The organism is Streptomyces sp. TRM68416 (genome assembly GCF_014596915.1).
GTDB lineage: Bacteria > Actinomycetota > Actinomycetes > Streptomycetales > Streptomycetaceae > Streptomyces.
The window spans coordinates 682,230-701,653 of the sequence record NZ_JACVWU010000001.1; the positions used below are offsets into that span (position 1 = coordinate 682,230).

Annotated in this window: 11 protein-coding genes; 5 read left to right on the top strand and 6 right to left on the bottom strand. The window is 67.3% G+C overall.

Annotation, left to right across the window (positions count from 1 at the left end; translation table 11 throughout):
• Positions 1-6: 6 nt before the first annotated feature.
• The 3 genes from ICC28_RS03085 (at position 7) to ICC28_RS03095 (ending at position 2,168) form a co-directional block, all read left to right on the top strand.
• Positions 7-1,434, top strand: a complete 1,428-nt coding sequence (locus ICC28_RS03085) for an ATP-binding protein (protein WP_188286777.1) — start codon at positions 7-9, stop codon at positions 1,432-1,434.
• Between the two features lie 93 nt (positions 1,435-1,527).
• Positions 1,528-1,758: a type II toxin-antitoxin system VapB family antitoxin gene (locus ICC28_RS03090; RefSeq protein WP_188286778.1), complete on the top strand. Its 231-nt coding sequence runs from the start codon at positions 1,528-1,530 to the stop codon at positions 1,756-1,758.
• Positions 1,755-2,168 (top strand): PIN domain nuclease, encoded by a 414-nt coding sequence (locus ICC28_RS03095; RefSeq protein WP_188286779.1) that lies wholly within the window; start codon positions 1,755-1,757, stop codon positions 2,166-2,168. The genes ICC28_RS03090 and ICC28_RS03095 overlap by 4 nt, the downstream gene beginning before the upstream one ends.
• A 73-nt stretch (positions 2,169-2,241) precedes the next feature.
• Here ICC28_RS03095 and ICC28_RS03100 read toward each other — a convergent pair whose 3' ends face one another.
• Both ICC28_RS03100 and ICC28_RS03105 read right to left on the bottom strand, forming a co-directional pair.
• Complete coding sequence (locus ICC28_RS03100) at positions 2,242-3,384, bottom strand: serine hydrolase domain-containing protein (protein WP_188286780.1); 1,143 nt, start codon at positions 3,382-3,384, stop codon at positions 2,242-2,244.
• 90 nt (positions 3,385-3,474) lie between these two features.
• Positions 3,475-3,921, bottom strand: a complete 447-nt coding sequence (locus ICC28_RS03105) for an ATP-binding protein (RefSeq protein ID WP_188286781.1) — start codon at positions 3,919-3,921, stop codon at positions 3,475-3,477.
• Between the two features lie 206 nt (positions 3,922-4,127).
• Here ICC28_RS03105 and ICC28_RS03110 point away from each other — a divergent pair, with 206 nt between their 5' ends.
• Positions 4,128-5,006 (top strand): helix-turn-helix domain-containing protein, encoded by an 879-nt coding sequence (locus tag ICC28_RS03110; RefSeq protein WP_188286782.1) that lies wholly within the window; start codon positions 4,128-4,130, stop codon positions 5,004-5,006.
• A gap of 4 nt (positions 5,007-5,010) precedes the next feature.
• Positions 5,011-5,220 (top strand): DUF397 domain-containing protein, encoded by a 210-nt coding sequence (locus ICC28_RS03115; protein ID WP_188286783.1) that lies wholly within the window; start codon positions 5,011-5,013, stop codon positions 5,218-5,220.
• Positions 5,221-5,282: 62 nt separating this feature from the next.
• Here the strand turns inward: ICC28_RS03115 and ICC28_RS03120 are convergent, their stop codons facing one another.
• From ICC28_RS03120 to ICC28_RS03145, 4 genes are all read right to left on the bottom strand, one after another.
• The gene (locus ICC28_RS03120) at positions 5,283-6,038 is read right to left on the bottom strand and encodes an ISAs1 family transposase (protein ID WP_223188194.1); all 756 of its coding nucleotides are present in this window, start codon (positions 6,036-6,038) and stop codon (positions 5,283-5,285) included.
• Between the two features lie 682 nt (positions 6,039-6,720).
• A complete protein-coding gene (locus ICC28_RS03135) occupies positions 6,721-13,641 on the bottom strand; it encodes an RHS repeat-associated core domain-containing protein (protein ID WP_223188195.1) in 6,921 nt (2,306 codons plus the stop codon).
• 118 nt (positions 13,642-13,759) lie between these two features.
• A complete protein-coding gene (locus ICC28_RS03140) occupies positions 13,760-17,383 on the bottom strand; it encodes a LamG-like jellyroll fold domain-containing protein (protein ID WP_411158563.1) in 3,624 nt (1,207 codons plus the stop codon).
• Positions 17,384-17,655: 272 nt separating this feature from the next.
• The gene (locus ICC28_RS03145) at positions 17,656-19,416 is read right to left on the bottom strand and encodes a TIGR03767 family metallophosphoesterase (RefSeq protein ID WP_188286785.1); all 1,761 of its coding nucleotides are present in this window, start codon (positions 19,414-19,416) and stop codon (positions 17,656-17,658) included.
• Positions 19,417-19,424: the final 8 nt, after the last annotated feature.

The following is a 19,424-nucleotide window of genomic DNA, read 5'->3' on the forward strand; positions in this document are numbered from 1 at the left end:
TGGCTGATGGAGTTCCAGGGCAGGGCAGCTGATCTCGACTTGCTCTCGCGCCAGCTGGGTGACGTGGTCAACAGGAAGGGCGCCACCCGCGGCCGGGCCGTGATCATGACGGGTCGCCGACGGGTCGGAAAGTCCAGGCTGGTACAGGAATTCTGCGACCGCTCCGGGCTCCCCTACGTCGTGTTCCAGGCGACCCGGGGTCGCAACCCCGCGGCAGAGCGAGCCGACTTCTCGGCGGCGCTCTCCACTCTGCCCGGTGCGGAACTGGTCGCCGGCCTGCAAGCCACCGACTGGAACCAGGCGCTGCGCTCACTGGCGGTGGCCGTGCCGAACGACTCGCCGAGTATCGCCGTGATCGACGAGGTTCCCTGGCTCGTGCAAGGAGACAGCGAGTTCGAGGGCGCTCTGCAGACGGTCTGGGACCGCCACCTGTCGGACAAGCCGGTCCTGCTCGTCCTCGTCGGCAGCGACGTGTCGGTGATGGAGGCCCTCCAGTCGCATGGCCGGCCGTTCTTCGGGCGTGCGACCAAGATGACGGTCAGGCCGCTCCATCTCGCCGACGTGCAGAGGATGACCGCGCTCGGAGCGGCGGAGGCGGTGGACGCGCTGCTGGTCACAGGAGGCTTCCCCGAGATCGTGCAGTCGTGGCGGCCCGGCACGCCCCGAACCGAATTCCTGCGCGAGGCGGTGAGCAACCCGCTCTCCCCGCTCCTGGTCGCCGGGGAACTCACCCTGCTCGGCGAGTTCCCCGAGGCGTCCCATGCCCGAGCGGTACTCGAAGCCGTCGGCAGCGGGGAGCGGACCTTCTCCACCATCGCCGCGCAGGCCGGGGGCGTCGGCGCACTGCCCTCGGGCACACTGACCCCGCTGCTCAACACCCTGCTGACGAAGCGCGTCCTCGCGACCGACCTGCCCTTGTCGGCCAAGTCGGACACCAAGAACAAGCGCTACCGCATCGCCGACCCGTACCTGCGATTCTGGCTGGCCTTCCTCCAACGCGGCATTCCCCTCATCGAACGCGGCCGAGGCGATCTCGCCCTGCAACGGATCGAACGCTCCTGGACCACCTGGCGTGGCCGGGCGATCGAACCGGTGGTCCGCGAGTCACTGCTCCGACTGCTCCCGAACGACGAGTGGCCGGACACCGAGGCCGTCGGCGGCTGGTGGAACCGCCAGAACAACCCCGAGCTCGACCTCGTGGGCACCGACCGCGAGCCCGTAGCCGGAGCCGTGCACTTCGTGGGCTCGATCAAATGGCTGGAGTCCCAGCCGTTCGGCCGCCGCGAGTACGACACCCTGGTTCGCGACGCCCTCGCCGTACCCGGCACCGGTCCGGGCACCCCGCTCGTGGCCGTGTCCCGCGCCGGAGTCGTGGAGGGCCTGCCGTTGGCGGCCCACTGGGGGCCGGAAGACTTGGTCGAGGCCTGGCGATAGGCATCCGGCTACACGGCTCGACGGAGCCATCCGCACCGAATACAGTCGATCTTGTATACCGATATAAGGCATTGTATATATCGGGGAGCCCTTATGAGCCGCACAGTCATCGACCTCGACGACGAGGCGCTGGAGGAAGCCGCCAGAGAACTCGGCACCACCACCAAGCGCGACACCATCAACACGGCCCTGCGCGAGGTCACGGCACGCTACCGACGGCTGCGCGCGCTGGACGAGGCCCGAACGCTGACAGCCGAAGGCGCCCTGGACATCGACCTCCTCCTGGACAAGAGCAAGTACCGCGCTACGGGAGCGGATGAGTGAACGTCGCCGACTACCTCATCGACACCTCGGCGCTCGCCCGGGTCCTTCTCGGGCAGAACACGGCCGACTGGGACGACAGGATCGGCGCCGGGCTCGTTGCGATCTGCGACATCACCGAACTTGAGGTGCTCTACTCCGCCCGCTCGATCGAGGACCGCACCCGCCTGAGCGCGGCCCTCGAAGCCCACTACGCGTGGTGCCCGATGCCGGACGGGGTCTACCGCCGCTCCCGCGTCATCCAGGAACAGCTCACCACCAAGGGCGAACATCGCAGCGTCGGCCCCGTCGACCTTCTCGTGGCCGCCGCCGCCGAAGAGGCCGGCCTGACCCTGCTGTACTACGACCGGGACTTCGAGACCATCGCCCGTACGACGGGCCAGCCGGTGCGCATGATCGACCTGAAGCCGTAGGCACACGCAACGCCGTCCGGCGCGACGTCATCACCGGCAGCCCCTCCTCATGCGCTCGTGTGCCTTTGGGCGGCTATCGCCCGCCGCAGAACTCCGCCTCGATCACCGCGTCGGTGTCCCCCGACCAGTCGCCGTTGAAGTTGAAGGCCAGGGAGTGCTTTCCGTCCGCTGTCGTGGCGCCCTCGGAGACCGAGCCGTGGATGCCGCCGCCGTGGCCCCAGACCGTGGTGCCGCAGCTGAGTTCGCGTTCGATCAGGCCCAGGCCGTAGCCGGCGTTGGGAATGCCGTCGACCTTGACCGTGGTCTTCATCTTCGTCAGCTGCTTGCGGGGCAGCAGCTTCCCCTTGAGGAGCGCGGTGTAGAAGCGGTTCAGGTCCGCCGAGTCGGAGATCATCTCGCCCGCCGCGTGGGCGAGGGAGGGGTTCAGCTTCGTGACGTCGTACGTCGGCCCCGTCGTCTCCTCCGCCAGCTTCGAGTACCCGCGGCTGCTCGGACGCGGGACGGTGACCCGGGTGCCCGGGACCGAAGTGGCGCGCAGGCCGAGGGGGTTGATGATGCGGTGGCGGATCTCGTCGCCGTAGGGGCGGCCCGTGACGCGTTCGATCACCATGCCGGCCAGGACGTAGTTGGTGTTGGAGTAGTTCCAGGACGTGCCCGGGGCGAAGTCCGGGCGGTGGGCCATGGCGATCGCCACCAGTTCCTCGGGGCTTCTGGTGTCGTAGCGGTGCTGGAGGAAGCCGTCCTTGAGGAGGTACGTACGGACGAAATCGTCGTCGTCCGTGTAGTTGTAGATGCCGCTGGTGTGGTTCAGGAGCTGGCGGAGCGTGATGCGCCTGCCGTCGTGGCCGTTGCCCCGGACCGTGCCCGGCAGCCACTTGTCCACCCGGTCCTCCAGCGACAGCCTCCCCTCCGCCTCCAGTTGGAGCAGCACGGTCGCCACGAAGGTCTTGGTGATGCTGCCCACCCGGTAGCGGTCGGCCGTCGAACGCGGCTCGCCCGTCCTGATGTTGCCCACGCCCTCGGTCGCCGACCAGCCCCGGCCGCCCTCCCGCGCGGTCGCCGTCACCCCGGGCACCCCGTCCTTGACGGCCGCCGCCATGGCCTCGCGCATCGCCTCGTGGCCGCCGCCGGCGTCCTGCGCGAACGCGGGGGCCGCGAGGGCGGCCGACAGCGCAATCGCCGTCGTCGCCGCCGCCATCGTCCGTACACCTCTCATGTCTCCTCCTTCTGACTTCTGACTCGGTCAGGAGGGCAGACCTGTGGTGGTACGCGAGGGTTGACGGGCCTCGGGGCGGTTGAGCCGGTTTCAGCCCTTCTTCAGCAGCAGCTCCGACGACACGCCCCATCGAGTCGGCGCCATCCTGGCCCGCACCGTCTTGCCGACGTCGGCGCGCAGGAACCAGTCCAGCTCGACGGCGAGCCGCCCGACGAGCAGCAGACCCCGCCCACCCTCGCCCTCGGCCTCCAGGCGGCCCTCACCGATCACGGGGAACCTACGCAGCGGATCCGACACGTCGATGTTCAGCATGCCGCCGTCCAACACCGTGATGCGCAACCACAGTTCATGGCCGGGCAGCCGTCCATGCCGTACGGCATTGGAGACCAGCTCCGAGGTGACGAGCACGGCGTCGTCGATGTCACCGGGCCACTGCCACATGGTCAGCCGACGGCGGGTGTGGAGTCGGGCGAGGCGGACGCTGCGGGGGGTCAGGGGGTAGCTGGTGGAGCAGTCGTGGGTGGGGGTGGTGGGCATGTGGGGGTCCCTTCCGTTCGTGGGCCTGCCCCACCAGCGTGTTCGTCCCGCTCGCGCGGTCACAATCGAACGTGCACTGAAAATTCAGCAGCACCGCAATCGGACTATGCCTGAATCTGCACAATCGTCTGCGTGAGCCGCACGATGGATGTCACACTCTGCACACGGCATCAAGCACAACGTGCTGAACGACGAGGGCGGTGCACATGGCTGCGAAGCGCGGGCGCACGGCGCAACGACTCGAACTCGGTCTCCAACTCCGTCAGTTGCGCGAGAACTGCGACACAGGCCACGGAATCGGACTGCCCCGCAAGCAGGCGGTCCAGGGGCTGCGCATCTCCGAGGCGTCTCTGCAGCGGATCGAGACCGGGTCCCTCAACTTCCGTAACGTCGGCGACCTGCGGAAGCTGCTCACCAAGTACGGCGTCACCGACGAGGAGGTCATCGAGTCACTGATCAGCCTCAACCGGGAGTCCAACCAGCAGGATTGGCTGACTCAGCATCGCGGTCTCATGCCTGCGGGGATGCCCGGGTTCGTCGGCCTTGAGCCGGAGGCCCAGGCTATGAAGGCATATCACCCGACGCTGGTGTACGGCCTGCTCCAGACCGAGCGCTATGCGCGCGCTCTGCATGAGGTGCAGAAGCCGATCGAGGAAACCACGACCGAGCTCATCCGCAGTAGCGTGGCAGTGCGAATGGAACGCCAGGAAGTGCTCACGCGGGACGCCCCCGTCAGGTTGCACGTCATCCTTGGAGAGGCCGCCCTGCGTTACCCGGTCGGAGGCGCCGAGGTGATGCGCGAGCAGTACGCCAAGCTTGAGACGCTGTCGGCATGGGACCACGTCACCATCCAGGTACTGCCGTTCCGTTGGAGCTACCGCGCCACTCACGACTTCGCGCTCCTCGACTTCGGCAACGAGTTCCCTCCGAGGGTCCAGATCGACAACGCCTGGGGAGCACTCTCCACCTCGGACAAGCCGCGTGAAGTGGACCGTTTCACACGTCGGTTCGAAGCCATGACAGCATCAGCGCTGTCCCCCGAGGACACCCCCGACTTCCTGCACCGACTAGACCGAGAGCTGTAGCCCGATGCCCACACACCCCGCCGCCCACACCCTCGCGCCCAAGCGCACCTGGTTCAAGTCGTCCTACAGCGACGGCACAGGCAACAACTGCCTCGAAGCAGCCCACCTGCCCCCCGCCATAGCCATCCGCGACTCCAAGAACCCCACCGGCCCCGCCCTCGTCCTCCCCGCGTCGGCCTGGGCCCCCTTCGTCGCGCACGTCCGTCAGCTGTGACCGAGACTCGGCGCTGAAGGCAGGGCGGTTTCAAAGTCCGGCTGTTCGCGGGTCTGTGCTGGTCAGCTGAGTCCGAGGAGGGCCAGGGGACGGGTGAACGGCTCGTAGGACATCTCGCGGAGTCCGGCGGCGATGTTGTGGTGGTCGGCGGCCCGTAGGCAGTTGATCGCGAAGCTGCGCAAGGTGGCCATGTTCTCCGGGCCGTGCTCGGTGCGGACCTTGGAGGCGTCCTCGCGGAAGGCGGTGTCGCGGACGAAATGGAGCCGGTTTTCGATGACCCACTGCGAACGAATGATCTTCGCGAGCCGCTGCGGGGAGGCTTCCCGGCTGGTCAGATCGGTGATGACGTAAACGGTCTCGCGGCTGCGCCTGCCGGTCTTCAGGCAGGTTCGGTGGCGTACGACCCGGGCGGCCTGTGCGGCGTGCGGGAAGTCGAGGTCATCGACGGTCAGGACCTGCACCACGCGGGTCTCCTTGCGGCCGTGCCCCTCGGTGCGGTCGTAGAACTTCGCGGTCACTTCCCTCCAGGGCAGCGTGTGCAGCCGCTCGTAGAGACCGGCCTGGTTCTTCTTCACGCACAGCGCGTAGTGCGCCTTCTTGTCCTCGACGAGGAAGCGGGCGTGGCCGCGCTGGGCGTGCAGGGCATCGGCGGTCACGGTCACCCCGGTCAGGTCGAACGGGGCCAGCAAGCCGGCGAAGCAGGTGATTTCATCGGCAGGGCGACTTGAGAGGTCACCCGCTCCAACCGGAGCTTCGTTGTATGCGAGACGGGTCAACCGGCAGTCGTCACACCACCGCGACCTGCGACTCCACAGCATCACTCGGACTTTGAAACAGCCCTGATGTAGACGCCGACTGCTGTGGCAGCCGAGAGTAGCCCGACCTCACGAAAGCCGCCTAATGTCTGCATTTCTTATCAAAGCTTGCACCACAACTCTTCGCCTCGACGCAGTTCTTTTCACCCTCGCACACAGAACGAAAGAGACCCACTGCGGACAGAGTCACAATTTTCGACATTGAAGCTTGCAAGATTGACACCGGGAATAAATTATTCAGCCAGGGAAGGAGGCTCTACCCCATTCCAGCGAATCCATGCCTCAAACAATTCAACTGCCAGCCAATGTCTACTCACGAATGCCAAATGGTAAGCCGAAACTCCAGTCCCCCCGTGAGAGCGGCGCATTGGATCAGCACCTTTGGCAAGAAGCAGCGCCGTCGCGTCAACATGCAAGGGCTCGCCCGTTTGAACGTGCCCGTCAGCTTCACCGTCAACGGCCGCATGAAGTAGCGTGAAGCCGTTAGTCTCTTCATGCACGTTCCATCCAGAGTCCAGAAGTCGACGCAATTCTGGAAGATCATCCATTTCCAGTGCGAGCCTTGCTGGGGACATGTCCATTGCATCACTCCATCTCTTCAAAGTCTCAATAGTATATCAGGTGAAAAATCAACCGCGAGCCCCTCGCTGCTCAATCATCGCGAGGGGCTCAAAAGTATCTCAATTCAACCGGTTGTGACAACTATCCTAATGTTAGGATAATCGACCTGGAATGATCCAATAACTCCGCTGCATGAATCGCATACAGCCCTCTGGGAGTGGAGTCGAATCACTCCTGAAGCGTAATCATTTGGAGGACCCAACTGGTCGGCGAGGTAGTTGAACAATTTCTGTTCCGAATCAGAGTCACGCCCAACCGGAACATACCGCTGCGGATACCCATTCACTGGGTCGCCGGGGCTCGGAACCATCCCCTTCCGCGCTTCTCGGCCGCTCGTAGCAACGAGAAGCATGGGATCAACACCTCGGACATCGACTGTTGCGGCAGCTATATTTGCCGAACTCTTTATTCGCCCGGTGGAGCGTAGCGTGTCGACTACGTCTTTCGGATCTATGCTGCGGATATGGCGTGCACTATTCCAGGCTTCCTGGATCCTGTCGAACTGCTTGCCAAGTTTTCCAAAATCCCCGAGCGGAAGAAGTCCAGCAATGCCCATGCCCACACCAAGCTTATCTCCCTCGTCGTGGGAACGCTTGACGTCGTAGGCATCGCAACCTAGACCAACGGCAGGCATCCAACTGCACGCCGCGAGTGCCAACTCCTTCCAGACAGACGTAGTAGTCAGATACGGGCCACCGTAGGGACCAGGCACCGGTTCTGGGCCAGGGCTAGGGCTAGGGGTCGGAAGGGTGGAGGCGTTTGTGTTTCCTGTGCTGCCGGTTTGGGCAGTTCCGCTATTTGTCTTGCCGTTCCCAGTCGCAGCTTCGTTGGGACGTCCGTTTCCTGGTGTTCCGTCAGGGCGGGTCGGGCATGCCGGGAATTCGGGGCCACCGCACGCGAGCCCCATTCCGGTGGGGTCGGAGTAGGTCAGCGGGTTCTGGGCGGCGTAACTGTAGCCGTTGAGGGTTTGGGGTTTGTCGATTTCGAGGAGCGGGTCGACGCTGATGAACTGGCCGAGAGTCGGGTCGTATTCGCGGGCGCCGATGTGAGTCAGGCCCGTGGTGGTGTCGCGGGTTTTGCCGAGGAAACCCTTGTCGTCGGGCCAGGTGGTGGTGTCGCCGTCGGGGGTGCCTCGGTCGGCGCCGAAGGGGGTGAGGTGGCGGCGGGTGAAGGTCTGGGGGGTGCCGGGGGTGAGGGCGAGGGTGCTGGTGCCGTGGTGGTCGCCGGTGAGGTAGGTGAGGGTGTTGGTGCCTGATTCGTTGGAGCGGAGTGCTGCTGTGACGTCTCCGGCGGTGTAGTAGCGCTGGGCCCACGTGGTGCCGTCGGCCCTGAGGTGGAGTTCGGTGGCGCCCGCGTAGAGGATGCGTTCGCCGTTCTCCGTGGCCCGGATCAGCAGGTTGCCGGCAGCGTCGTAGAGGTACGACGTGAGGATGCCGTTGGGTGCCGTGCTGGTGGCGAGGTGGCCCTCGTCGTCCCAGGTGTGGCTGTGGGTGCCGGAGGAGACGGGTGCCGTGCCGATCCAGGAGCCGGCGCTCCACTTCAGTTGCCAGTTGGCGTCGTAGAGAGCGAAGGTGCCGCCGTCCTGAAGGGTGGCGAAGTAGCCGGAGCCGGAGCCCTTGTAGGTGCCGGTGGACCACAGCGGGGTGCGGTCGGTGTCGTAGACGACGAAGTTGCCGTCGTCCTGCATGGTCGCCCATGCGCCGGGGTTGCCCGCGGTGCCGGTGCGCCACTTGACCTTGCCGGTGTCCCGGTCGTAGATGACCAGGTCGCCGTCGTCCTTCATCACCATGCGGGCGCGCTGGGAGCGCACCTCCTGGCCTGCGGTGAGCTTCCATCCGGCCCGCAGGTACTGGTGGGAGACGCTGGTGGCGCGGCGTTCGGTGTTACCCGTCTTGTCGTAGGTGAAGGACTGGGTGCGGGTGCCGTCCCCTGTTGTCTTCACACTCGACAGGGTGTGCGGCTGCGGTTCACCCGTCGGCGGGTAGGCGTACTCGCGCTTGGTGTCCTGTCCGGTGCGGACGCCGGTGCCGTGCTGGATCTCGGTCAGGCGCTGGCCGGCGTCGTTGTAGGTGTAGCTGGTCCAGTACGGGGCCGGGCCCGACAGCGCGGACGCGCTGCGGGTGTCCGCGCACTTCTGTGAGCTGGGGGTCCACGCCTCGGTCAGGCGCCGGTGGCCGTCGTAGGCGAAGCACTGGGTCTCCGGGCTGCTGGTGCCGCCCAGGGTGGTCGGGTCGCTGATCGCGGTGACGTTCCCGGCCTGGTCGTAGGCGTAGTTGAGGTCCTGCAGCATGTACGGGTGCGTCTGGTCCGTGACATGGCTGCGGGTCAGACGGCCGGTGCCGTCCTCGAAGTCGTTGGCGACGTAGAAGCTCTTGCTGCCGGTGCCGCCCGTGCCCAGCGTCAGCAGTTGCGGCTGGCCCAGGGCCGAGTAGGACACATCCCTCAGGTAGCCGGTCGACCCGCCGATGGAGAGCAGACCGCCCAGGCCGTTGTAGCCGAAGCTGATGTTCTCCGACGGCAGGCCGCCCATCGCGGGCTGCTTGTCGAACTGCTGGGTGCCGTCGATGTTGTAGTACGTCTCGTAGGCCAGCGTGGACAGCGACGGGTCCGCCTTGACGAACGGGTCACTGTCCGGCAGTTCCAGCTGCGTTCGGGTGGCCCGGTCCAGGCTGTCGTAGTCGGTGACGGTCTGGGTGTAGGCCTCCTGGCCCGTCTTGCCGCCCACGTACCGGGTGGACGACGTGGGCAGGCCCTTGAGGACCGTGTCGTAGGTGTAGCCGGTGAGCTGGTTGGCGTCCGTCTTCGAGCCCGCCCAGGTACCGGTGACGCGGCCGAGGTCGTCGTAGCCGGTCACGATCGACTTGCCACGGGCATCGGTGGTCCGGATGGGGCGGTCAAGCTTGTCGTAGGCGGTGAGCGTCGTGCCGCTGTCCGGGTCGGTGGCGCTGACCTGGCGTCCGAAGAGGTCGTATTCGTAGGTCCACTGGGCGCCGTCCGGGCCGGTGATGGACTTCTGCTGACCGTCCAGGGCGTAGGTGAACTTCGTCGTGGTGTACGCGGCGCCGGGGCCGGTTCCGAAGGAGGCGTCGGCCGGGCTTTCGGTCGCGTAGTCGCGCTTCTGTGTCGTCCGGCCGCGGATGTCGGTGATCGTGCGCTGGGCCGAGCCGCCCTTCACCGCGGTCGTGGCCACGGAATCACCGGTGTAGCTGGTGGTCGTGGACCACTTCTTGGCGCCGTAGACGTACAGCGTGCTGGTGGTCGGCCGGCCCGCGCCGTCGTAGGCCGTCGCGGTCTGGGCGGGCGCCTCGCCGTACTCGGCCCGGGTGTAGGTGCCGTTGGGCGTGGCGCTGGTGTCAAAGATGTCCGCGTACGCCTCGTACGCCAGGCCGCGGGTGTCGTAGCGCGTGTCCGTCAGCAGGCGGCCGCCCTGTGGCGTCGGCGACTGGGTCTGCAGCGGGCGCAGCAGGGAGTCGTAGAGCGCGTAGCTGGTGTTGTAGGTTGTGCCGTCCTTCTTCAGTGTCGAGGTGGACACCCAGGACGGCTTGGTCCTGTCCAGGTGATAGGCGAACTTGGTGTTCGGGGCCTGGCTGCCGCGGACGCGGTTCGGGAGCCAGACCTCGGTGAGGCGGCCGAGCGCGTCGTAGTTCAGCTCGGTCTTCTTGCTGTTGGGGTCGTAGCTGCGCAGCGACAGCCCGCGGCGGGGATCGAGATAGGTGACCGTCTTGTACTGCTTGGGGTTGGTAGTGATCGTCCTGGTCAGCGGGCCGGATTCGGCGGGCGTGTAGGCGGTCGACGTGGTACGCCCCGTCGTGTCGGTGACGCTCAGCAGGCGGCCCAGTACGTCGTACTTGGTGGTACCCATCGTCTGCCAGCCCGTGGGGAGCCGGTCACCGTTGCTGTCGGCCGAGGCCGCGTAGCCGGTGGCGCGCCCGCTCCAGGTCGCCTCGCCCTTGGTGGGCTTCTGGGATGCCGACCAGGTCGTTGCCGTGGGGTTGTCGTAGACGGTCGCGGTGTCGGACAGGACGTCGCCGCGCGTGTCGGTGTTCGCGGGCAGGGCCAGGTCGCTGTCCGCGACCGAGCACTCGCGGGCGACGGTTCGCGTCCGGGAGACCAGGCCGGTGATGCCGACGTCGGCGTTGCGGGCGTACCAGGTCAGGGTGCAGGTCTCGTCGCCGCCCAGGCCCTTCTGCCCATAGTCGTCGTAGGCGTACACCATGCCCAGGGAGTCGTACCGCTTGGTCGCGACATGGGAGCGCCAGGTGCCGGTGACGGTGAGGTAGGTGCTCGTGTAGGTGACCGTGTCGCGGACCCACCGGGCGACGTGGTCTGCGGCGCCGGGCACGGTCTGGGTGGCCGTGTCCTTCCGGGTGTAGTTCTTGAAGGTGCTGCTGACGGGCTGGCTGCCGTTGTAGGTGATCTGCTGGCGCAGCAGGCCCTTGAAGTAGTCGCTGTCGGTGGCGGCAGCGAAGTCCACATCCGTGTCCAGCATCGGGTCCACGCTCACGGACTTGGTGGTGCCGTCCTTGTTCTTGTCCCCGTGCATGCCCTGCATGTACAGGGACACCGTCTTGGAGCGCGTCACATTCGTCGCGCCGGTGTAGGCCGTCACCTTGCGGTAGCCGCGCCAGTCCGACCAGGTCCGCTCGCTCTTCGGCGTGAACGGGTCGTCGTTGTGGTGCCAGGCAGCGCCGCTGTAGGAGTAGGCGTGCTCGACGATCTCGTTGCCCGCGGCCGGATCGGCAGCACCGACGGCCAGGACGCGGTACTTGTGGAACCAGTCCACGGAGGCGTCCGAAGCGCCGTTGATGTTCCAGTACTGCGGGTAGCAGGAGCGTGTGTTGGAGTCCTCGGCCGCGCCCAGCACCTGGCTGCGGACGCACTCCGGCGACGACAGGGTCACCGTGGTGACCGCGCCGGTCTCCGAGGTCACGGTGGAGATGCGCGGACGCGTCAGCGGCAGGATGTCGTCGGTGCCGTCTACCCGGTTGGGACGCATCTGGTACGTGAACGAGACCGGGTTGAGCGTGATGTCCGTATCGCCGGCCTTGCCGGTGCGCTTGAGCGACTTCAGCGTCAGCACCTGGTCGGAGCTGTCGCCGATGTCCCCGCCGTCCAGGTACTGCTGGACCAGGGCCCAGGAGTCCACCGGGTCGTAGGTGTCGCTGGTGGCGTCGTACGAGGAGGTGTTGATGCTCGTGACGCGCTTGCGGGAGAAGAACGACGGCCCGGACGCGTTGCATTCGGAGTCGTCCTTGGAGCAGATCGCGTCGAACGGGACGTCCGGCCACCTGTCCGCCGTGTCCTTGGTCAGGCTGGAGCAGTCCGATGCGGTGCAGCGCTCGGCGTGCCCAAGAGTGACCTTCGCGTCCGCCTTGTCCGTGAACAGGGCCCCCTTGCGCAGGCCGTACTCGATCCGCTTGAGGTACCCGCCGCGGGTGTAGTACGAGTTGGCCGTCGTCGCCTTGTTCTTCTTGTAGTAGTTCGACTCCTTCGCGTACCAGTAGGTGGCCGCGTTGCCGTGCGTGTCCTCGACGTAGTCAAGGTTCCAGCGCCACGCCTGGACCACCGAGCGGCCACTGAAGGAGCCACCGTTGTCGTACCCGGGCTCGCCCGCGTCGTCGCCGAACACCGCCACCGTCCAGGTGGAGTTGGTGCGCTCGGTGTCCGCGCCGGGCAGCTTGTTCAGGCCGAACACGTACTTGGTGCCGTCTCCGGTGACGACGGTCCAGTACTCGCCGTCGCCGTCGCCGTTGTCCGCCCCTGTGGAACGGGTCACCGTCGACGCGTCGTCGTCCGCCAACTTCCACTTGCCGCTGGCGTCATCCTTGATCAGGCGGGTCGACTTGCCGTTGAGGACCAGGCTCGCGTTGTCGTACTTCCAGCAGCGGTCGAAGACATCCGCATGACCGTCGTCGTCACATGAGCCGTAGCTGCGCTCGATGTAGGACTCGGTGAGCGTGAAGCCCTCACCGACCGCCGTGCCCTGGTTGTTGGTGGTCGCGGTGCGGCCGTCGACGCTGCCCGAGTCGTACGACAGCGACAGCGAGGGCGCGGGACCGGCCGCGGCGGGCGGCATCGTGAAGTCGTACGACCAGGTGAAGGAACCGGAGCTGCCTCCCGCCTGCCACTCGGAGGAGGCTGAGAGCGGGGTTGCCGAGTAGTCACCAGTGCCCTTGGGGGACTCGCCGGAACCGGCGGCAGCGGCCGTGACCGCGAGGACCATGGCCGACGAGGACGTGGCATCGGCGGAACGCAGGAGCTGGGTCGACGTTCCGGTTGGCGCCTCGGGCAGGCTCACCCGCGCCGACACCGACTGGTGCACGACGTCGTTGTCCGACGCGAGCGGCTGCTGCTGACGGCATTCCGCCTTCTGCGGGGTCGTCAGCACACAGGCCGGCAGCTGTACCAGGTGCAGCCGCTGCGACCAGCCGCCGCCCACGGCCGACGCGAAACCGCTGTAGTCGACGCTCACATCGGCGGAGCCGGCCGTGTCCGCCTCGGCAGTCAGCAGGACACCGGTGATTCCCGCCTTCCGGGCCGCCGTCTGGTCCAGCACCGTGACCCGCGCCTCGCCGTCGGCCGCGGTCTTGCTGCCGGAGGGAACCATCGAGACGGGGACACCGCTCGGCGTGGCCTTGCCCGCCTTGCCGCCCGTGAGTGGCAGGGTCGCCCCGCCGCTCCTGGGCCAGGCGGCCTTCTGCTCCGACGCGGCACGTTCGGCCTGTGCCGAGTTGGCCTTCCTGTCCTCGGCGACCTTCCGCCGGACCTTCCCCGCTCCCGGCCCGTCGTAGGCCCTGACCTTGCTCACCTTGGACTTCGGCACGTCGGGCCGTCCCAGTCCGCCGGCAGCCTCCTTCGCCTGGGCCACCTGGGTCAGTCCCAAGGGCGCCACGAGCGCCAGCGCCAGCGACTGCGCCAGGAGGCGGCCAGTGCGGCGCCGCGTGTCCCTGCCACCCGTTCTTGAGGTGCCTATGCCAAAGGCCATGGTTCGTGTCCCACCCAGTCCCGTTCAGAGAGGTCCGGCGAATCCCCGAAGGTCGCCGCGTCGGTCGTAAGCGGCAGGCGGGGGCAGCCCCGTCTCAGGACGCCCCACCTGCCGCAGGTCAGTCGCCCACTCTCACCTCGACCTGTTCCGGACTGGCCATCGCCCCGGCCCACAGACGTATCTCGGCAACCTGGCCGGGCAGATAGTGACCCCAAGCGCCGCCGACGAACCCCTTGCCGACAGCGAAGTCGCCCGAGGCGGCCTTCGCGGTGAACGCACTGGCGTCACCGTTCTGCACGCCCCCCACATAGAGACTGATCGTTCCCACCTGGGCATCGAAGATCCCGGTCAGGCGGACCAATCCGTCCGTGAGGGCGGTCGTGTCGGATGCCACCGCGCTGAAGGTGCCATCGGCGTTGAGCCGCCCGAAGCGCCAGAAACCGACCGGTACGGTCTTCTCCTCCTGCGCTTGGTCGTCCCAGACGCTCTGCTTGCCCTTCAGCTCGTACCAGAACCCCCAGGCCGACCCGTCCGCCGTCCGCTGGCCGAGCACTTGGCCTCTGTAACCGACGCTCTTGGCGGCGAGTTTGTCACCGTCGAGGGACGCCAGCGTGGTGACCGTGAAGGATCCGGTGTCGTCCACGATCGGCCTGGATGTCGCCGCCGCGTCGTCCACGCCGTCCAGCACGATCGATTCGCCGTCCAGCGACGCGCCTCCGGTCAGGGTCAGCGACCTGCCGTAGCCGGAAGTGGTGTCAGGGATGCTGCTGCCACTGCCCCGCTCCGCCGACCAGTCGGCGACCAGCTCTGCGGCCGCGTACTTCTCCGAGACCGACAACCTCGCCTCGTCCGCGACCGGCGCCTCCTTCAGCGCGGTTTGCCACACGGCCACTTCGTCGATCTGACCGTCGAAGTAGTCCACGTGGTTCCCGCGATACTTCACCCGCCCGACCTGCAGCGGGCCGTTCGCAGACCATGAAGTACCGGCGTCCGCTTCACCTTGCAGAACGCCATTCACATACAGGCGGAGCTTGTTGACGCTGGCGTCGAAAGTGCCCGCCACGTGCGTCCACACACCCTCCGTGCCAGGGGCCTTTGCCCGCACCGTGTGCCACGTGGAGGAATCGCCCGTCCTGGAAAGCAGACGCAGGCTCCAGTACCCGGACTGGTACGACAGGTAGAACGGACTGTAGGTGTCACCGTCCTGCCCCAGAACGGTCTGTGTTCCAGAAGCACCAGGCTTCACGCGCGCCCACGCCGAGACCGTGTACGACGCCCGGGTCTCCAGTACAGGTCCACTCGTGGCCGCGTAGCCCGTACTTCCGTCGAGCGTCAGCCCCTTGTCCGTGACCGGGGTCTGAAGGGCCGTGCCCGTGGCGTCGTGCGTCATCAGACCACGGCGGCCTCGGTCATCCCGTACTGCACCACCGCTCAGTGACAGGTCGTCGCCGCCATCAGCGGTCGCGGAGTCCCGTGCGGCACCGCTCGCTTCGCTGAAGTGCCACCGGCCGACCGGCCCGGGACCGGCGTCCACCAGGAAGTCCACCACGCTCTGCGCGCCCCAGTCGATGCTGTCCCGGGCCCGTACGTACAAACGGTGCGTGCCTGAGTCCTCGGGTGTGGTGTGAACGGAAACCGTCGAACCATGAACGGGCGGAGACCACGCGTCCCCGGATGAGAGCTTGTACTGGTACGCGGTGTTGGTGGCCGCGTCTCCGGCGGCGGGGCTGAAGGTGAAACTCCCCTCCACGCCGGGCCCGCCCTTCGCCGCGCAGTCGTTGGTGGTGCACTCGCTGTACGGACCGTCGAAGGTGATCACCGGAGCCTTCGGGCGGGTCGGGTCCACCTTGAAGTAGCACCAGCCGGTCGTCGAGGCGTTGGACGGGCCCGCCAGATAGTCCGCACCCTTGTTGTAGTACGAACGCACCCAGGCCCGGTACCGGTACAGCGTCCCTTCCGTGAGCGTCGACCAGACCATGCTCACCTTGGCGTCGTCGCCCACATAACCGGTGGAGGGCCGCAGATCACCGTTCCCGGCCGGGGCGTCGGACCACGTGCCGTCGCCGCCTCGCCGGTCGATGTCGAAGTACACCCGCAACTGCGCGTCCTTCTCGCCACCCGGCTTGGTCCGGGCCGTCGCCATCAGCGTCGGGGTGGGTGAGGAGAGCACCTGGGGGTTCGAGGAACTGCTCTCGCACACCGGCTTTCCGCCGACATTGAGTCCGATGCCGCTCGGCTTGTCCGGCAGCCCCACGAAGTCCACCGCGAGCGTCGCGTCGTTCCTGAACCGCTTCCACGCCGCAGTGTCCGTCTCGTCGTGCGCCTTGATCATCAAGGTGAGCCGGTCGAACTTGCCCGCGGCGAAGTCGGCCACCGTCGGGGTCAGGTTCTCGTTCGTCTCCGGTGCGTGATCCTTGAACTCGATCGGCGCATCCGGCGAGTCCGGATCACACAGCGACCCACGTCCCGCCGACACGTTCCGGTCCACCATCAGATCCAGATGCCTTGGCCGTGACGACCAGGTCGTGGAGGACGAGATGTTGCTCGTCCGCACCAGATCCACCCAGCGCGGATCACACTGGAACGCCCACGGCTCGGTCACCCGGAACGTCGCATCCAGGATCTTCTTGCCCTTCAGACTGGCCGGGGAGAACTCGAAGTACAGGCGCTGCACATACCCAGGACCGCAGTAATAGCCGTTCCAGGTACCGCACTTGCCCGCACCCTTGCCGTTGTCGTCCGAGCCGTTGCCCCAGCCGTACGACTCGTAGCCGTCACTGCGCAGCAGCGTGCGTTCCGACTCGCCCCACGACACGGTGGGGTCGATGAAGACCGGAAACGCCGTTTCCGGTGTCGCCGACAGCATCTCGGTATCCGGCACAACCGTCAGCGAGTCCTCGGTGACGTCCACCTCCATACGGGCCACCGCGTCACCCTGACCAGGCTCAAGGCCCGAACCCGAAGGTGCCGACTCCGAAGTGTCGGACGACTCGGCGTCGTCAGCCGAGGCCGTCTCCGCCGTCATCAGTTGCGTCTGCGTTCCGGAGGCCGCTCCCGCCGAGTCCCACATGCGCGCCGGCGGCGCTCTGAACACCCGGCGGCCGTCTCCATCGGTGGCGATGAGGTTGCCGACTGCCCCCTCGCGGACAATCAGGCCCTCGGCCTTCAACCCGAAGGTCAGCTTCTTCAACTCGTCGCCAGCCGCGGCCTCGGGAGTCCTGACCACAAACACGGGCTGGAAACTCTCGGGCGTCGCCGTCACTTTCAGATCGACACCCGGCAGGACATCGGCGTACAGAGCACTGGTTCCGTCCAATTCCGGGACCGGCAGAGTGCCCGGCCACGCAAGCTCCAGAGCCCTTCCTTGATCGTCGATCCTCGCCAGGGGCGCCTTGTCGCCCCCTCCCGAGAACTCCATGTCCACGGCAGCCGCCTTCGGCGCGACCGAACCGTCGGATCGTTTCTCCAAGGCCGCGTCCGGCGCCCGCCAACCGCCATCGGCCGTGGGCACACGTACCGGGACCGCCGACTCCTCAAGGGTGAAGGTGAAGCCGTCGGGATTGGCATACACCGTCGTCCGCTGCGAACGCTGCCCCGTCACCTCCACCCGCTCGCCGGTCCGCTCAGCTTGGGCAAGGGCCCGTTGCCCCTCGGTCAGAGACGCTTCGTCAGCGGACGCTGCCGCACTGGGAGTTGGTGTCAGCACGGGCAAGGCCGCGAGCAGCGCCCCCGCCGTGATCACACCGATCGCACGCCGACCAGATCTGCCCACCTCGTCGCCGACGCGACGAAGCCCCCTCAACCTCACAGCCCCACCCCTGAGTCGCTGTACGTGTTCACCTGTTCCCGGTCAACACGCATCCGACGGATGCGTGACGGAACGGAGTGAATGGTTTACGAGGCGCAAGTGAAAGTAAAGGTTCCGTGATGTGAATGTGACTCAACGTGTCGACTTTGAGTAGCTCTGAGGGGCAGTGCGCTCTTGGCGCTGCTGTTATGTCGGTTGAGCCGGTTTCAGCCCTTCTTCAGGAGCAGTTCCGTGTTGCGGTCGGTGCGGGTGCCCGCCAGGTCCGTGCGGGCGCCGGGGGCGTTGTACGACAGCTCGCGGTACAGGGCGGCGAGGCCGGTCTGGGAGAGGTCGGTGAAGTCCGTGCGGTGGGGGGCCGCGGACTCGACGCAGGTGGTGAAGAGGGAGAGGGTGCCGTCCTTGTTGTCCACCAGCTCGATGACGCGGGCGAGTTGGGGGTAGTCGACGTGCGAGGCGGTGGAGATCTCCCAGAAGCCGTCGCGCGCGGTGATGTTGTTGCGGTGGATGTGGCCGTTCACCCAGGCGAGGACGTTGCGGTGGCGGCCGAGGAGGGCGAGCACCTCCTTGCCGTTGTGCCGGCGCTCGTCGGGGCGGGCCGGGTCGCGGTTGGTGTTGTCCATCGTGGCGCTGGTGTGGTGGCTGAAGACGATGGCGTACGCGTCGCTGTTGTCCCGCAGGGTCCGGTCCAGCCAGCGCAGTTGGGCGGTGCCGATGGAGCCCTCGTGGTGGCCGCCGGCGTCGGTGGTGTCCAGGCTGATGCCGATGACGTCGTCGGCGATGCGGAAGCTGTAGTACTGGGTGCCCGTGTCGAGGTTCGCGGTGGTGTAGCCGTGGCCCACCGGGCCCCTGCCGCGGTAGGCCGGGTCCAGGTGGGCCTTGAGGTACTCGGTGGGCGTGTGCGGGGCCCGGCGCTCGTCGGAGGTGACCGAGCGCAGGTCTCGGGCGTGGGCCTTGATCAGCTCGCGGTATCCCACGCCGTTGGGGTCCTTGGCCTTCCTCAGCGCGTCCTGGAGCTTCTTGGCCTCGGCGGCGGGCAGTTCCATCAGCTTCTTGCCGCCGACGGCGAAGTCGGTGAGGTAGGGGTCGCGGTGCGTGGCGTAGGTGCCGAGCGGCATCGTGTCGTGGTTGCCGACGGTGGAGTACCAGGGGAGGTTCAGACCGGGGCTGTTCAGCTCGCGGGTGGCGGCGGCGAGGAAGTCCTCCAGGTAGGGGAAGCCGAGCCGCTTGTCGGCGTCGCGGACGGTGGAGTCCGGCTGCCAGTACTGCTTCAGGCCGCTGTTCTGGACGCCCTCGTAGTGCCGCGGGTCACCGGAGTTGGGGGTGATGCGGCCGCCGCTCATGACGGTCAGGAACCACTCCAGCTCGGTCATGGCGTTGTTGTCGGTGTTGTCGCCGGTGGTCATGGCGAAGCGCAGCGGGGAGCCGGTGACGGGGCCGGCGCGCAGCGCGTTGACCCGCTCCACCAGTGACACGGCCCCGTGCACGGTCAGCGCCTCCTGCGGCCGCCAGGCGTGCGGGTCGTGCGAGCGCAGGAACTCCAGCCGCATCGGGTGCTGGGTGTCGATGATGTGCAGGTCGGTGAGGTGCACGAACGCGGCGAGCGTCGTACGGCGGGACGCGCGGCCGGACTTGGCCGCGGCCAGCTCGTCGCGTACGACGCGCTTCCAGCCGGGGCCGGAGGCCAGCCGGCGGAACCCGGAGGTGCCGCGCGGGGTGGCGAGGCCCGCGAGGGTGGTGCCGCGGCTGTAGGGGGCGAGCGGGCGCCAGGGCGCCTTGGCCGATGTGGCGGCGGGCGTCTCGGTCGCGCCGGGGGTGGCGCGCGGGGCGGGGACGGTGGCGGCCTGGCTGTCGGTGGGCCGCAGGGCGTAGCCCACCCCCGCGGAGAGGGACACCGCCCCGGCGGCGGCGAGGACGGAACGGCGGTGGACGCCCAGCGCGGAGCTGGCGACAGAGCGTGTGCGCGACATGGCGCGGT

Excerpts from the sequence above, each read along its gene's own strand:
- ICC28_RS03085 (WP_188286777.1), top strand. The coding sequence starts at position 7 with ATGGAGTTCCAGGGCAGGGCAGCTGATCTCGACTTGCTCTCGCGCCAG.
- ICC28_RS03090 (WP_188286778.1), top strand. The coding sequence starts at position 1,528 with ATGAGCCGCACAGTCATCGACCTCGACGACGAGGCGCTGGAGGAAGCC.
- ICC28_RS03100 (WP_188286780.1), bottom strand. The coding sequence starts at position 3,384 with ATGAGAGGTGTACGGACGATGGCGGCGGCGACGACGGCGATTGCGCTG.
- ICC28_RS03105 (WP_188286781.1), bottom strand. The coding sequence starts at position 3,921 with ATGCCCACCACCCCCACCCACGACTGCTCCACCAGCTACCCCCTGACC.
- ICC28_RS03110 (WP_188286782.1), top strand. The coding sequence starts at position 4,128 with ATGGCTGCGAAGCGCGGGCGCACGGCGCAACGACTCGAACTCGGTCTC.
- ICC28_RS03115 (WP_188286783.1), top strand. The coding sequence starts at position 5,011 with ATGCCCACACACCCCGCCGCCCACACCCTCGCGCCCAAGCGCACCTGG.
- ICC28_RS03120 (WP_223188194.1), bottom strand. The coding sequence starts at position 6,038 with ATGCTGTGGAGTCGCAGGTCGCGGTGGTGTGACGACTGCCGGTTGACC.
- ICC28_RS03135 (WP_223188195.1), bottom strand. The coding sequence starts at position 13,641 with ATGGCCTTTGGCATAGGCACCTCAAGAACGGGTGGCAGGGACACGCGG.
- ICC28_RS03145 (WP_188286785.1), bottom strand. The coding sequence starts at position 19,416 with ATGTCGCGCACACGCTCTGTCGCCAGCTCCGCGCTGGGCGTCCACCGC.